12 protein-coding genes and 2 pseudogenes are annotated in these 15,365 nt (G+C 44.8%); 3 read left to right on the forward strand and 11 right to left on the reverse strand.

Annotated elements, in window-relative coordinates:
* Positions 1 to 378 (reverse strand): lactoylglutathione lyase, encoded by a 378-nt coding sequence (gloA, locus tag L4B77_RS06660; RefSeq protein ID WP_429749293.1) that lies wholly within the window; start codon positions 376 to 378, stop codon positions 1 to 3.
* Positions 379 to 646: 268 nt separating this feature from the next.
* On the opposite strand from gloA, the pseudogene L4B77_RS06665 reads away from it, so the two are divergent.
* A pseudogene (locus tag L4B77_RS06665) lies at positions 647 to 1,290 on the forward strand (efflux RND transporter periplasmic adaptor subunit); the annotation flags it as partial.
* Here L4B77_RS06665 and cyoE read toward each other — a convergent pair.
* The 10 genes and pseudogenes from cyoE to L4B77_RS06715 all read right to left on the reverse strand — a co-directional run bounded on the left by cyoE (position 1,287) and on the right by L4B77_RS06715 (position 12,515).
* A complete protein-coding gene (gene cyoE / locus L4B77_RS06670; RefSeq protein WP_429749295.1) occupies positions 1,287 to 2,156 on the reverse strand; it encodes a heme o synthase in 870 nt (289 codons plus the stop codon). The pseudogene L4B77_RS06665 and the gene cyoE overlap by 4 nt on opposite strands.
* A gap of 3 nt (positions 2,157 to 2,159) precedes the next feature.
* Complete coding sequence (gene cyoD, locus L4B77_RS06675) at positions 2,160 to 2,471, reverse strand: cytochrome o ubiquinol oxidase subunit IV (protein ID WP_016786088.1); 312 nt, start codon at positions 2,469 to 2,471, stop codon at positions 2,160 to 2,162.
* Complete coding sequence (gene cyoC, locus L4B77_RS06680) at positions 2,471 to 3,088, reverse strand: cytochrome o ubiquinol oxidase subunit III (RefSeq protein WP_429749298.1); 618 nt, start codon at positions 3,086 to 3,088, stop codon at positions 2,471 to 2,473. The genes cyoD and cyoC overlap by 1 nt, the downstream gene beginning before the upstream one ends.
* Positions 3,078 to 5,165 (reverse strand): cytochrome o ubiquinol oxidase subunit I, encoded by a 2,088-nt coding sequence (cyoB, locus tag L4B77_RS06685; protein ID WP_429749300.1) that lies wholly within the window; start codon positions 5,163 to 5,165, stop codon positions 3,078 to 3,080. Before cyoB ends, cyoC begins: the two co-directional genes overlap by 11 nt.
* Before the next feature lie 5 nt (positions 5,166 to 5,170).
* Positions 5,171 to 6,067, reverse strand: a complete 897-nt coding sequence (gene cyoA, locus L4B77_RS06690; protein WP_429749302.1) for a ubiquinol oxidase subunit II — start codon at positions 6,065 to 6,067, stop codon at positions 5,171 to 5,173.
* An 861-nt stretch (positions 6,068 to 6,928) separates the two neighbouring features.
* A pseudogene (locus L4B77_RS06695) lies at positions 6,929 to 7,033 on the reverse strand (lipocalin family protein); the annotation flags it as partial.
* Between the two features lie 249 nt (positions 7,034 to 7,282).
* Positions 7,283 to 8,563: a CAP domain-containing protein gene (locus L4B77_RS06700; RefSeq protein ID WP_429749304.1), complete on the reverse strand. Its 1,281-nt coding sequence runs from the start codon at positions 8,561 to 8,563 to the stop codon at positions 7,283 to 7,285.
* 241 nt (positions 8,564 to 8,804) lie between these two features.
* Entirely contained in the window at positions 8,805 to 9,290 is a 486-nt protein-coding gene (locus tag L4B77_RS06705; protein ID WP_261839296.1) for a VOC family protein, read from the reverse strand.
* A gap of 286 nt (positions 9,291 to 9,576) precedes the next feature.
* Positions 9,577 to 10,947 carry an L-serine ammonia-lyase gene (locus L4B77_RS06710; RefSeq protein WP_429749307.1) on the reverse strand — a complete coding sequence of 457 codons (1,371 nt, stop codon included), beginning with the start codon at positions 10,945 to 10,947 and terminating at the stop codon, positions 9,577 to 9,579.
* Between the two features lie 26 nt (positions 10,948 to 10,973).
* Positions 10,974 to 12,515 carry a sodium:solute symporter family transporter gene (locus L4B77_RS06715; RefSeq protein WP_429749309.1) on the reverse strand — a complete coding sequence of 514 codons (1,542 nt, stop codon included), beginning with the start codon at positions 12,513 to 12,515 and terminating at the stop codon, positions 10,974 to 10,976.
* 346 nt (positions 12,516 to 12,861) lie between these two features.
* Between L4B77_RS06715 and L4B77_RS06720 the strand changes: the two genes are divergently transcribed.
* A complete protein-coding gene (locus L4B77_RS06720; RefSeq protein WP_429749311.1) occupies positions 12,862 to 14,166 on the forward strand; it encodes an MFS transporter in 1,305 nt (434 codons plus the stop codon).
* A 125-nt stretch (positions 14,167 to 14,291) separates the two neighbouring features.
* A complete protein-coding gene (locus L4B77_RS06725; protein ID WP_261839292.1) occupies positions 14,292 to 15,308 on the forward strand; it encodes a nuclear transport factor 2 family protein in 1,017 nt (338 codons plus the stop codon).
* The last annotated feature ends 57 nt before the right edge of the window (positions 15,309 to 15,365 follow it).

The following is a 15,365-nucleotide window of genomic DNA, read 5'->3' on the forward strand; positions in this document are numbered from 1 at the left end:
TTAACCTAGTTGAATCAGTTCGATTTGGTAGCTGTCTGGGTCAGTAATAAAAGCGATATGCGTTGAACCACCTTTCACCGGACCGGCTTCGCGAGTAACGTTACCACCTAGCAATTTGATCTTGTCGCATGCTGCGTAAATGTCTTCGACACCCAAGGCCAGATGACCAAACGCGCTGCCCATCTCGTACTCGTTGGTATCCCAGTTGTACGTTAGCTCGATAGTCGTGCCGCCTTGCTCATAACCAACAAAAACCAATGTATAGCGGTAGTCTTTGTTTTCATGGCGTTCAAGTTCCTTCATTCCCAATACCTGGGTGTAGAACTCGATAGACTTCTCTAAATCTGTCACTCGGATCATTGTGTGTAGGAATTTCATATTTCACCCTTTTTAGGCCCAGCAACCTGAGCCGATATAGTCGTGAGTGGAGGTTATCCACTTCTTTGTTAGGGTTAATATACGAGCTGACCGCAAATAAATGAAATTATCAAAAATTCTCATTGTGATAACTTTTTGTTATGAGATGCTTAATACAGATGATTTGTTATGGAGATATTCGGCAAACACCTGAACAATCGGTAACAGAGCTGTCTTCAGAAGAAAAGGCTCCAACAAAACCATCCGCTACAGAAAAAGAGGTCGCATAATGAAAGAGATGATGATTCCATACATCCTCATTGTATAGTCACTATTTGCGACAGGCGCACTTAAGAAGAACTTCAAAAACTACACATGGGCTGCCATTGGCGGCGTAACGATTCTTGCGATATTAGCGGTAATCTCTCGCTTGTGGGCACCCGTTGATTTAACCAATTCAACCACAGTGAAAGCTCCACACGCGGTGATGTCACCTATCTTTGGCCAGCAGATCGACCAAGTGCTTGTTGAGCACAACCAAATGGTTAAAGAAGGCGACGTAATTTACACACTCGTCGACATTGACTCAGCCGCAGACAAAGCAAAGATCGAATCTTCAATTGTTCAGAAAGAAGAAGTGATCAAGCAAATGAATCGCGACTTAGAGCGTGCTGAAACGTTACCTGAAATCTTCAATATACGTGACGTAGAAAAGTACGACTCCGATCTTCGAGTGCTACACGCTAAACTTGTGTCGTTAAAAGCCCATCCACCAAAAAGTAAATTGGGCGCAAGAGAAGAAAACCATTAAAGCTGAGTTTGACGGTCAGGTATTCGATAGTGAATATTGCTGAAGGTTCTGTCATGGGTAACATGCACCTCTACAACACCAGTAAACAATTCCTTGAGATGCGAATTTTAGACCAACCTTACAAAAAAGGCAGTGGAATCAACTCCAGCCCCAGCACACCGCTGATGCTCATCACCACCAGTAGAGAGACCTTGAAGACCGTCTTTGACCACTGGATGTAGTTGAGGCCATCGACTTTGCGGAATGTCACTTTAGTCCACATAAAACAGACTGATGCCGACACCGCTAGGTATTCATAGCCTGCTTCCCCGAGTAGGAACAGCGCCAATGATACTGCGCCAAACGCCACAACATACGCTTTCATATGCTGATGCGCTTTGTCGACGCCCTCTTTCACCGGTAACACAGGAATGCCTGCATCTCGATAATCTTGAAGGCGGAACATCGCGATCGCGTACGAATGTGGCATTTGCCATAAACAGAACATCGCGAACAACAAAACCGCTTCCAAACTAATGTAATTAGTCACCGCCGAGTAGCCCACTAACGGCGGAACGGCTCCCGAAATACTGCCGACTAAAGTGCCGTAAACCGATGTACGCTTGTACCACATGGTGTAGAAAAAGACGTAAAACACATAACCAAGCAACACCATGACCGCAGAGATCGGATTAGCGAACTGGAACAGAAGTGCTGTGCCTGCTAGCAGTAAAACCAAGGCATAGACAAACGCGACGTCTGTATTGATGTTGCCCTGAACCAATTCTCGATTTTGTGTGCGCTTCATCTTTTGGTCGATATCTCGATCAAAGATGTTGTTCACCACACAACCTGATGCAATCACAAGCCCTACACCCGCTAATGTCGTCAGTAACAACATCGCACTGGCTGGTTCTGTTTTTGCAGCGAGGAAGAACCCCGCCGCAACAGAAATCAGGTTGCCGAAAATGATGCCCGGTTTGGTGATAGACAGATATCTTTTCAGCATAGCCTACAACTTCATGTTGACGTTCATGTTGTAGATGATCCATACCGAGCCAGCGATAAGAATCAATACAACGATGGCGGTAAACATCAGTGACACCAAGTTCCAACGCCCATCGGAAGATTTCGCTTCCATGTGCAAGAAGTACTTAAAGTGCACAAAGATTTGCACCAGCGCACAGCCGAACAAGATCACGTAAGTTTCCGTGCTTGGTAGCGCATGTGCCCACACGATGTAGAACGGAATAATGGTGAGAATCAGTGACGCAATAAAGCCTTTCACATAATCCGTTGCACCGCTGTCTAGATGCTGTTCCATTACATCACCCCCATTAAGTACACGATGGTAAATACACAAATCCAAACGATATCAAGGAAGTGCCAAAACAGGCTCAAGCACTGGAAGCGCATCGACATGTTGTCGTTCAATCCTTTGGTTGAAAGCTGGTGATACGCCACCGCCATCCAGATCAGACCGAACGTTACGTGCAAGCCGTGTGTGCCAACCAAGGTAAAAAATGCTGAAAGGAACGCACTCTCTTGAGGACCATAGCCTTCTGCAATCAAGTGATGAAATTCATACACTTCCATAGAGATGAAGGCTAAGCCTAATACGAAAGTCACTTTGATCCAGCGCTTCAGTCCGGTCACATCTTTGCGCTTCATCGCAATCATGCCAAAGCCAAAGGTGATACTACTGAATAGCAACATCATGGTTTCGATAAACACGAACGGCAGTTCAAAGATGTCTTTGCCTGTCGGCCCTGCGATGGATCCACTCTCAAGCACGGCATAAGTCGCGAAAAGCGTGGCAAACAGGACACAGTCACTCATCAAGTAAACCCAGAAGCCAAACAACTTATTGCCCGCAGCTTCGTGGTGATGATCATGCGAGTGTGCAAGATCATAAGTGTGTGACGGAGTATTAGCTTGCATACGTCGTCTCCAAGTCATCTTTATTGTCTTTATTACCACTATCAGCATCACTGTCAGCGCTGTTACCACGACCAGAATGGTCGCCTTTCACTGACTGTTTTTTCGCTTCTTCAAGCTGTGCACGTCGAGCCGCTTCAATCGCTTTGATCTCTTCAACTTCTACGTAGTAATCCACATCGTCGTTGTAGCTGTGTTGAATACACGTCACCACGATGCCCACTAAGCTTGCAGCCGCTAGCCACCAGATATACCAGATCATTGCAAAGCCAAATGCCAACGCCCATGCAGACACATAAATGCCTGTCGGCGTGTTCTTCGGCATGTGAATACGTTCGTATTCTTCTTCCTGAGTTGGGTCAAACTCGCCACTTTGCTTTTGATACCAGAACGAATCGATCTCATCGCCCTTAGGCAGTTTTGCAAAATTATAGAACGGCGGTGGTGAAGACGTTGCCCATTCAAAGGTACGTCCACCCCATGGGTCACCGGTTAGATCTCGGTTTTGGTCGCGGTCACGAACACTCACGTAAATTTGAACAAACTGACACACAACACCCATCGCAATCACGCCCGTACCTGCCGCCGCAACCGCCAGTAGTGGGAAGAACTCAGGGTTGATTTCTTGGCTCAAACGACGCGTCATGCCCATAAAACCAAGAGCGTAAAGCGGCAAGAACGCCATCAAGAAACCGATGATCCAGCAGTAGAATGCGCGTTTTCCCCAAAGCTCGTTCAGAGTGAATCCGGTCGCTTTCGGGAACCAGTAACCAATTGCAGCAAAACAACCGAAGACAACACCACCGATGATTACGTTATGGAAATGCGCAACCAGGAATACAGAGTTATGCAGAATGAAATCCGCACCCGGAACCGCCATCAATACGCCCGTCATACCACCAACGGTAAAGGTAATTAGGAAGCCCACAGTCCACATCATTGGCGTGGTGAAACGGATACGACCTTTGTACATTGTAAATAGCCAGTTGAAGATCTTAACCCCGGTTGGGATAGAGATAATCATGGTCGCGATGCCGAAAAAGGCATTCACATTGGCGCCAGAACCCATGGTAAAGAAGTGATGCAGCCAAACCACAAACGCTAAAACCGTGATAGCCACCGTCGCCCATACCAGCGAGGTATAACCAAACAGTTTTTTACGAGAGAAGGTTGCAGTCACTTCAGAGAACACACCGAAGATAGGCAAGATTAGGATGTACACCTCAGGGTGTCCCCATGCCCAAATCAGGTTCACATACATCATAACGTTGCCACCAAGATCATTGGTGAAGAAGTGCGTGCCGATGTATCTATCCAACGTCAGTAACGCGATGGTTACCGTTAGGATTGGGAAAGAGATGATGATCAGGATATTGGCACACAGAGATGCCCAAGTGAATACAGGCATCTTCATCATTGGCATAGACGGAGTACGCATGCGCAAAATAGTCGCGAAGAAGTTCACACCCGTTAACGTGGTACCCACACCGGATATTTGCAGCGCCCATATCCAATAATCGACCCCGACTCCCGGGCTAGCCTCAATACCAGACAGCGGCGGATACGCCAACCAGCCCGTACGAGCAAACTCACCCAAGCCAAGTGACATGTTGGTTAGGATAATACCCACCACAAACAGCCAGAAACTCAAGTTATTCAGATAAGGGAATGCAACATCACGAGCACCAATTTGCAGCGGCACGATGATGTTCATCAAGCCGATAACCAATGGCATCGCTACGAAGAAAATCATGATCACGCCGTGAGCCGTGAAGATCTGGTCGTAGTGATGTGGCGGTAAATAGCCCGTATCACCAGCTGCAGAAAGCAATTGCTGGCTGCGCATCATAACCGCATCGGCAAAGCCACGAACTAACATCACCATCGCAATCGCAATGTACATGAAGCCCAGTTTTTTGTGATCTACAGATGTAAACCATTCATTCCAGAGGTATTGCCATTTACCGGCTTTAGTGACCGCGTACACCACTAAAGCACCCACCAAAGCAATCATGGTTAAGGTGACCAAAATAATGGGTTCGTGGTAGGGAATTGAGTCTAGAGTTAATCTTCCAAACATGACGATTATCCTTGGGTTTCCGGCAAACAGTTCATTGAACCAGGGTGCTGGGTCACAACATCAGTGAATAAAAATGGTGGGATACTAGAAAACAGCGTCACAGGTTCAGCCACACTTGGCGCGGCCAATGAACGGAACTGATCCCAATCTTCAATACGATCAGGACTTGCTTTCACTTTCTCTACCCAGTTTAAAAACGCCACTTGATCAGGCATGGCCGATGCGGTGAATTTCATCTGAGAGAACCCTTTGCCACTGTAGTTCGAAGCAAAACCTTTGAAGTCACCTTCGTGGTTTGCAATCAAATTCAACTTAGTCACCATTCCCGGCATCGCGTAGATCTGCGAACCAAGACGCGGGATAAAGAACGCGTTCATGATGTTGTCTGAAGTCAGCTTAAACGTCACCGGAACATCTTTCGGGAACGCAACATAGTTAACCGTCGCAATGTTTTGCTCCGGATAGATGAACAGCCATTTCCAGTCCAGAGAGACCACTTCGATCACCATGGGTTTAACATCACTTTCTAAAGGTTTGGATGGCTCCAGTTCGTGTGTTGTTCGCCAAGTGATGGTGGCTAGAATCGCAATAATGATGATTGGAATTGTCCATACCACTATTTCAATTTTGGTTGAGTGCGCCCAGTCTGGTGCATACTCTTCCGTGGTATTGCTTTCGCGGTATCGGTAAGCAAAGTAGATGGTCATCAGAATTACTGGGATGACGACAATCAACATCAGCAACAGAGCCGTGATAATCAGCTCTTTTTCCTGAACGCCAACGCTACCTTTTGGGTCGAGCAATGCGGAGTTACATCCTTCGAGCATCAGAATGGTTCCCAGCAAACCAATCTTTGACAAACTTGTCCTCGATAAAATGCGTTTATATCTTGAAGCTTCCATTAACTTTCTCGATGGTTATCCAGCCTCAGAACAAACGCCTAAGTACTGGTTGTCATGATCATTAGAATATTTATGTGGTGAGCATGTGAAACGCCGCATCTCAAAAAGCAATGCAACAAAGCCCGTTACTGCCGAGTTAAAATCACACAGAAAACATGACTCAATTGTTAAGCCTTGAAATACATTGTTAAATACATTGTTACATTTGGCGTATTATGAAGAGTTGAAATTGAAATCTCACCAAACAAACCTGGAAACTAACTTTCCACTTATGGACGCTAAAACTGAGAAGTAAAAGACGATTAAGACACACACCCGTAGCCTGCTACATGGGTGGAGCCAGTACTGACAAGGGATTTAGAAAAAGTAGATAAACACTCACTCACCACTAAAGCTCGGGGCAAGTTCAAGGTACATTAGAAAGAACGAATAAATAGAAGTGTGACGCCCATCATAACTGTAAATTCACATATTATTTACAAGGCATTCACTGGTTAGATTATTCAAAACCCACACCCATTCACCAAAAAGATAATCAAGCATTCATCGATGCACTAATGTGACGAATTGAAAGAATATAATGACTAACAGAAAGAATATTGTGGCTCACAGAAAGGATAGTTTGACTAGTTGAGTGTGTGATAGCGGTGAAAAGCACAACAAAATGGTAGGAATTGGGGTGAATTTATCGAGAATAACAACACCATAATCGAGCCAGATACGGCTCGATTATGGGCAATTAAAGAGTAGTTAAATTGAAGAGACGTTAAATTGAAAAACAGTTATACAGCTTGAGTAGCGATTGTTTTTCGCTGATTTTTAGTCATCAAATGATAAACCACAGGCACAAAGTAGAATGAAATAAACGTGGTTAATCACCTTCACGCCGCCGCCATCACGCAGGCTGTACTCCGCGCTGATGTTATCTAAACCACGCTCAAACGAGTGCTCCAAACGAGCCACTTCATCCTAACCTCAACTTAATTTAATAGGGATTCATGTCAGCCATGTGAGAGCGTTAACTTACGTCATTAGTCCTACGTAAAATCGATCGAGATAGTTCATATAACCGTCAATGATTCAGTCGTTTATGTACTTCCATCATAGCTTATTCAACGCTATTTCACCTTCTTGTTCGAAGCGCCAATCTGCCGCATCGCACAAGAAGACCGAGCCAACGTTGCATGATTCCCCATTATTGAATCCATGAGCGAGTTAGTTAAAATCTTGTGTCCAATAAGACATCAGTGATGGGTTTGATTTACTGGCTTTATATCCAATCCCCATTCTTGTGTGACTGCTGTTCATCACATTTTGACAATGCCCTTTATGACCAGCCCAACTAAAATGACCAGCATTATTCACTTTTCCATCACTTCGCGGATCGGTGTAACCAAAAATGGGGATCACAGCTGATTTCGATGAAAGGACAAATGCATTCTGACTTGAACTTTTTACAATAAAGTGACCTTGAGCATCTTTTCGGAATTGCTCATCGGAGTTCAACTGGGCATTGCTCGCGGTGCTATCATCCCAAGCAATAGGTGCGACGGGTGGGTAGTTACCAGTCGAAAATGATGAGCCAGAGGCGTCACAATAACGCGGTGTGGACCTCGCACAGTTTGTCGCAATAACCGATTGATACTTAATGCTGTCCTGACTTAGACCTTCTGGAATATTCACGATTCGGCACCATTTCTCATCAGCGACACCTTGGCCTGGCATGCCCCAGATCGCCCCATTGAGCAACTGATTTGCATCCAGTGATGAAAAATCGATAAGCGTATCGCTATAAAGTTGACTTAAATCCAAATCGATCTTTCCCGATAAAGCATTCAACTTAAAGAGCGAAGCCCCGGCTTCTTTTGCCGCCGCGTTTATTTTATCGCGCTGTAACGATTCCCAAGAATCACCAAACTGGTCCTTTAACTGCAGTCCATAGGCCTGAGCGATAAAGTCATAAGTGGGCAAATTAGACGCCATTCTACTCTTATCTTTGAACACGACACTGCCAACGGTTTCAAATTTCAAAGCACTGTCGAACACCGCATTGTTAAACACATACGAACCCAAATGATCACTAGAACAGCTGTTACTTTGAGCATCGAATCGATACTCCGAAATCGTACCGTCCACGAATAATTGATGATTCTTCCTTTGTGCCGTTAGCCCTGTTGTTTCGTAACAGTGCCAATCGTCAGCAAGGCGACTACCGTTATCGATAACAATTGTGGGTACATCTATCACCACATCAACCTGCTGAGTGTCTGCTCCTTGAAATGCTGGCAGTTCATTTTTAACAGTAATAGACGAAAACTGATGGATCGGCGTCGTGTGTTCGACAAAGCCGTCAATAGCAAAAATCATATTGTTACTGAGAGCCTTAATCGCCGGTTGGTGAGGGGGTGTATGACCACCGCCCGATGAACTTTCCTCACCACAACCTGCAATAATTAATGTAAGAAGCGCCACTGCCGAGATATGTCGTTTATTCATGATTTAATTCTTAACCAATATTTTTCGTTGTATTAGGATATTACATCATTAAATAGACTGAAATTTCAGACTAATGTCAAAAGCCCAAGATACTGACTCAATGGGTTCTGTTTGCTTAAATCAGAGAAGTTAACCTTCAAACCATGACCGGATCCGTTATGTTTGCCCTATCACTAGATTAGTCTCCATCGTCTTTAAATAGGGATGCCCTATCTGCCTTGCGACAGATAGGGAAACACGGTTACTCGTAGTCAGTCGCGTACGTCTCTTCGTATGTATGCGAGTAAAGTTCAAATAAGTTGCCAAACGGGTCTTCTAGGTAAACCATTTTCGCTTGTTTGCTGTCATCTTCTGGGTGGTAACGCATAATATCCATGCGAACCTTACCCCCGTACTGTTCAGTGCGCTCAATGACGCCCGCGAAGTCGTCTGTTTGTAAACAGAAATGAAAGATGCCCAGGCGAGTGAAATCGACTTCGTGACGTTCTTGACGATCTTTCATTTCAAACATCTCAACACCGATACCATCGCTAGTCACTAAGTGTGCAATGTTAAAGCCTTTGAAACCTTCACCAAATACAGCAATACACATACGGCCAATGGCGGTTTCGCGTTCTTCAATAACTTTGGTGTTGTTCATTACGATTTTTAGGCCCAGCGCCTGAGTGTAGAACTCAACGGCTTTGTCCATATCGCCAACCATGATACCAACGTGATTCATTTTCATAACTGTCTCCAAATTTGTTTTTAACGGTGTGCTTTTAGAAAGCTAGCTTCGATGTTTCGTTTCGATGAAGAGAGTATATGGATAGATGTTGATTAACTGAAATTATCATAATTTATATTTATGATAATTTTAAATTATCAATATCTAAAAACTAAAGATTTTCAGTGTGAAACCGGTTAGGGAGCTGAGGTGGAAATCTCTTAAAAACAGAAAGCCCAACCGACTACGATATCGACAATCGAGTACAGTTGGGCTTTCTTATTGGTCTCGTGAGTGTAACCGCAGACTACTCACACGGTGCAGCGAGGTGAATTAATGCAAGCCCTCCGAGTGATGTTTCACGATACTTCTTGTTCATATCTTTGCCCGTTTGGTACATGGTTTCGATAACCTTATCCAAGGATATTAGAGATTTACTGTTACGTTTGAGCGCCATGCGTGAAGCGTTAATGGCTTTCATTGCCCCCATCGCGTTTCGCTCAATACACGGCACTTGCACCAAGCCACCAATAGGATCACATGTCATACCCAATGAGTGCTCCATTGCGATTTCTGCGGCAATACAAATCTGTTCATTACTGCCACCGCGTAACGCCGTTAAACCGGCAGCAGCCATTGAAGAGGACACACCGACTTCACCTTGGCACCCAACTTCCGCACCGGAAATCGACGCATTGGTTTTATACAAAATCCCGATCGCCCCCGATACGGCTAAAAAGTCTTTTAACTGCTTGGTATCAAGCTCTTTAATAAAGCGGTGGTAATACATCAATACGGCAGGAATAACACCCGCCGCGCCATTGGTGGGTGATGTCACCACCTGGCCACCTGCGGCATTTTCTTCGCTGACCGCAAACGCAAACAAGTTGATCCAATCCATGATTTCCATTGGATCATTTTCAACCGCGGCATTCGCTTCAAGTTTTTTCAACAAATTTGGCGCTCGGCGTGTCACGTTCAAACCACCATCAAGAATGCCTTCGGTTTCAAAGCCACGCTCCATACAACGAGTCATCACGCGCCAAATTTGATCGACCTTTTCTGAAATAGCATCTGCGCTTTGAAAAGCCGCTTCATTTTGTAAAATCATGCCCCCCAAGCTCATGCCATTCTTATCCGCCTGCGCGAGCATTTCATCGGCACTGCTAAATGGGAACATCACCTCCGTCGGTTGGCTCTGACAACCACTTTGCAGTTCATCGGCGGTGGCAATAAAGCCACCTCCAATCGAGTAATAGGTTTCATCAACAATCACGTTTCCACTTTGATCAAATGCGGTAATCATCATCCCGTTTTCATGCAAAGGTAGATTGTCTTCGTGAAATAGCATGTCTGTTTGATAATTAAAGCCAATGGTGCGACAGCCACTCAACCGCATTTGTCCACTGTCGATAGCAAGACGCATGGCTTGATTGGCACTGCTTATTTTTATGGTATCGGGTTTATTACCGAGCAAGCCTAAAATCGTCGCTCTATCCGTGTGGTGTCCGATCCCAGTTAACGACAATGAACCATAGAGATCGACCTGAACACGAACCACATCTGTGATTCTATCGGCGATCAATTGAGTGAAATGAAAACCCGCAATCATTGGGCCATTGGTGTGTGAACTAGAGGGACCCACACCAACTTTGTAGATATCAAAAATGGACAGCATACATTTACCAGTTAAATTTTAAACCATTAAGAAAGAGCAGCATAAAGCCAATCAGGAATAACCGTACAAACCGCTATCGTAATAACAGCGAACACAAGCAAGCCGTAATGGCTGGCAGCAGGCTTTGCAAATAAGTGCTTCTGCGTGGCGATAAATGCCTGTTGTTGTTCATTGACTTTTCCCCAGAATCGACTGACGACTACACCTAAAATTAAGAAAATCGCAGTGCCCAGCAATGCTAACCAAGGCCAAGCAATGCCACTGTATTTAGCAATAAACACCCCGATAACGCTCCCAATACTGCCAGCAATCACACCTTTTTCATTGGCATTTTTGAAAAACAGACCGAGGATGAAAGAACCAAGGCGAATACCGACAAAAATAGAGGTTAAACTCGCAATAGTTTTCAGCACAGACTCGTTCGAGACCGCTAACAAAGCCGGGACAATAACCAGAACGGCGGCCACAAGACTCATTTTTCTTGCCACCGATTCGTAATGCGCATCCGAAGCTTGCTTGCAGAAAAAGCGTTTATAGAAATCGAACGTCGCGACCGTTGCCATAGAGTTGTAAGTGGAATCCAACGTCGACATTGCCGCAGCCGACAAGGCTGAAATCACCAGCCCAACAATGATTGGATTAGTATGGTTGAACACAAAATCGAGAATGACTTCATTGCTGTTTTCAAAACTTTGATCTTGGTAAAAGACACTGAGTAAGACGCCCATCACGGCAAAAAAGAGATAAATAAAGAACGCACCGTAGCCACAAAGCAGCATCGACTTTTGCGCCATCTCCACATTTTTTGTCGCGAGGGTTCTTTGAATAATTAATTGGTTAGTACCATACACACTTAGATGTAAGAAGCTGACGGCCACTACGCCTGCCCACAATGTCGTATCAACACCGAAATCAAAATCCAGATTAATTATATTTAGATGCTCGGGAGACACCGTATCTCCGCTATTAATCTGCATGAGTAATAAGACAAAAATGGCAATGCTACCAATAATAAGCACCGCAGACTGAAGCAGATCTGTCCATATTACAGTCGAAATCCCCCCCGAATACGTATACAAAGCAGTAAACAAACTGATATAGATGATCGATTCAAAAATACCAATCGGAAGCACTTGCACTAAGATCAGGGCAACCGCATACAGAATAACCCCAGCCGAAATACACTGAACCATAATAAATACAATGGAATTAATGGTACGAGCCACCACACCAAAACGATGCTCTAAATATTCGTAGATCGAGGTCAGGCCGAGTTTATAAAAAACCGGAACAAAGAAAACCACAGTGAAAAAAATCACTATTGGGTAATTTAAGTGGACACTCATCGCTTCTAGGCCGGAACGGTAAACCCAACCCGGCATGCCTACAAACGTCATCGCACTAATATAAGTCGCAAGAATCGACACACCTGCGGTAAACCAGCCGAACTGCTTTCCACCCGTTGAAAAGTCGCCACTAGAGCTTGAACGCTTATTAACTAAATAACTGATAAATAATGTCGTTATTACATAAAGAGCAATAACCACCACACTTGAGTACGTAACCATTTTAGATTCCGTTTATTTGATTCGGCGATATATTCGCATCCAATAGTACTCAAAAAAGAATAACTTCCTTCAAAAACTCATAGTAAGTGTGACTATTATCACTAAGATTGTAAATACAACCTCGCAAACACTCAATAAAATGCAAATCACAATCGAATGAGATCAAGATCACTAAAATATACAAAATGGGTACGCACTCATTTTAAAATTGACTTTGATCACGGAACTAATAACCATAAAAATTCTATTATCTCTTCCGAAATGAATGCGGTGTAGTGAACAGTAATGACCACTACACATAAATCAAAACTAAAAACACCCTATCAAAAATAAAGGTTTATCGGTCATGACTACTAAAAAACACATGAGCGAAGTTCCTATGATTCAAAGGGTAGCTGCTTATCTTGCAATTCTAGTTGGCTACTTTTTCTATTGTTATAACTTTGTAATTATTGACTACGTACGCCCCTACATCGTAGATGCTTATGATGGCATTAACTTAGCGGACACCGCACAGTTCTATACATGGCAGTCGATTGGTGCGCTTATTGGTGCTCTAAGCTGTGCCTGGGTGGCATCAAACTTTGGTAAGAAATCAACTCTTATTGTCATTACAGCACTGAACGGCGGCGCAACCATCATCAACATGATGTTTACTGACTACGCCATGTGGGCAGCGATGCGTTTCATCATTGGTATTTCTTTAGGTGGTTACTTCACGGTAGCGGTAAGCCTGATGATCGGCCTATTCACACCGTCGGTTCGCGGTAAGTTAACCGCATTCGCTTCTTCAATGTTCTCGGTTGCTCTAATGGCAATGGGTGCGTATGCAGCGTTTATTTCGAGCGTTGATGCACCTTGGCAGAGCCTAATGTGGGTAGGTGGTATTCCTCCTCTCGTCGCGGCTGCACTGATGATCTTCATCCTACCTAGCGACAAGAAAGTGATCGCGTATGGTGAAGAAGATCAACAAGCGACCACAAATGCCGCCGGCGAAGTCACCGAAGCGAAAAAAGGTTCTTGGGGTGAAATGATCAGCGCGCCATACCGCAAGTTAACGATTACATGTCTATTACTGGCTGGTCTTAACTTCTATGGTTACCAGTTCTTTTCTGGCTTCGTAACAACGTACCTAAAAGAAGTTCGTCAATTTGACGGCGCAACTATCGGCATCATCTTCTCTATCTCAGCTTTCGGTTCTCTGTTCGGTGCTTGGGTATGGGGAGCGATCGCTGATAAATACGGTCGTAAAGTAAACGCGTTTGGTTTCATCCTTGCGGGTGTAATGGCTTCAGTATTCTTCGTCGCACCAAGCGATATGATGATCGGCAGCCTAAACATGCTCGCTATCCTTGGTCTTATCTACAACTTCGGTCTGTCTGCTTCTGCTGTATGGGGTGGTTACTTCTCTGAATTGTTCCCAGCTCACTTACGTAGCTTCGGTGCAGCACTGTTCCACGGTGGCCGTATCATCGGCATGTGGGCTCCTATGGTGCTGGTCTTCATCCAAGCACGCTCCGATCTTGAGACAGCAATGTGGGGCTCGCCAATCGTATGGATTGTAGCGGGTCTACTGTGGCTATCTCTACCAGAAACACTGAAAGGCGGCATCTTCGATAAAAGCAAAAAAGCAGAAACAGCAAAAGCTTAATTCGATACTCATACGCTGAAATTCAAGTACGAAAAATTTAAAGCCGGCTGAAAAATCAGCCGGTAACAAAATCCCAATCGAGTCCTGTTCCGAATGTTGGCTCGACAACACAAAGAGAAATTATTATGTCTAAATATCAAGAAGCTAAACGCATTGTTCGTGAGTATTTCGATGCAATGGAAAACGCAACTCACGAGAACGTTGCTGAAGTTTTAAAAGCACACACGTCTGAAGATTACTTATGGCGCGGTGTTTACCCATTCCGTGAGCAAGAAGGCGCACAAGCAGCCGCTGACGTATTCTGGGCGCCAATGATGAAGTCAATGACTCGTATGCAACGTCGTCAAGATATCTTCATCGGCGGCAACAACGAAATCAACCCAGATGAGATTTGGGTAATGAGCATGGGTCACTTCATGGGTCTATTCGACGCTGAATACCTAGGCATGCGCCCAACGGGCAAGATCATGAACGTTCGCTACGCAGAATTTAACTGTGTGGTTGATGGCAAAATCACAAAAACAGGCCTGTTCCTAGACCTACTAGGCATGATGGATCAAGCGGGTTGCTACCCACTGCCACCATCAACGGGTAAGCACTTCGTCTACCCTGGCCCACGTAACCACGATGGTCTGTTATTCGAAGATGCGGCTCCAGAAGAAGGCGTTGCAACGCTGGCTCTAGTCAACAAAATGGTTGATGACTTGTCGGCTCTTAACGACAGCGGCGCGATGGGTTGCCCACCAGAAGTACTCGCGAAGAGCTGGTCAAAAGACATGATTTGGTACGGCCCATGTGGTATCGGCGCGTCTTACACCATTCCTCGCTACCAACAGCAACACCAACTTCCTTTCCGCAACAACTTGAAAGATAAGAAGTTCAACGGCCACGTTTGTCGTTTCGCTGAAGGTAACTTCTCTTGTTTCTTCGGTTGGCCAAACCTATCAAATACACCAACAGGTGGCTTCTTAGGTATGACGGGCGGTGAAGTACGTGCAAACATGCAAGTGGTTGACGTTTACTACCGCGACGGTGATAAGCTGTCTGAGAACTGGGTTCTTATCGACCTTCCTTACTGGCTACAACAGCAAGGTCTAGATGTGTTCGAGCGTACTTCAAGCATCATGAACCCAACGCTGTAATCGAGACGCTTTAATACAAACGATAAAAACCAAAAGTTTAAAAAGAAACAGTAGCAA

Origin of the sequence: Vibrio minamisatsumaniensis, from assembly GCF_050337445.1 — a bacterium.
Classification (GTDB): domain Bacteria; phylum Pseudomonadota; class Gammaproteobacteria; order Enterobacterales; family Vibrionaceae; genus Vibrio; species Vibrio artabrorum.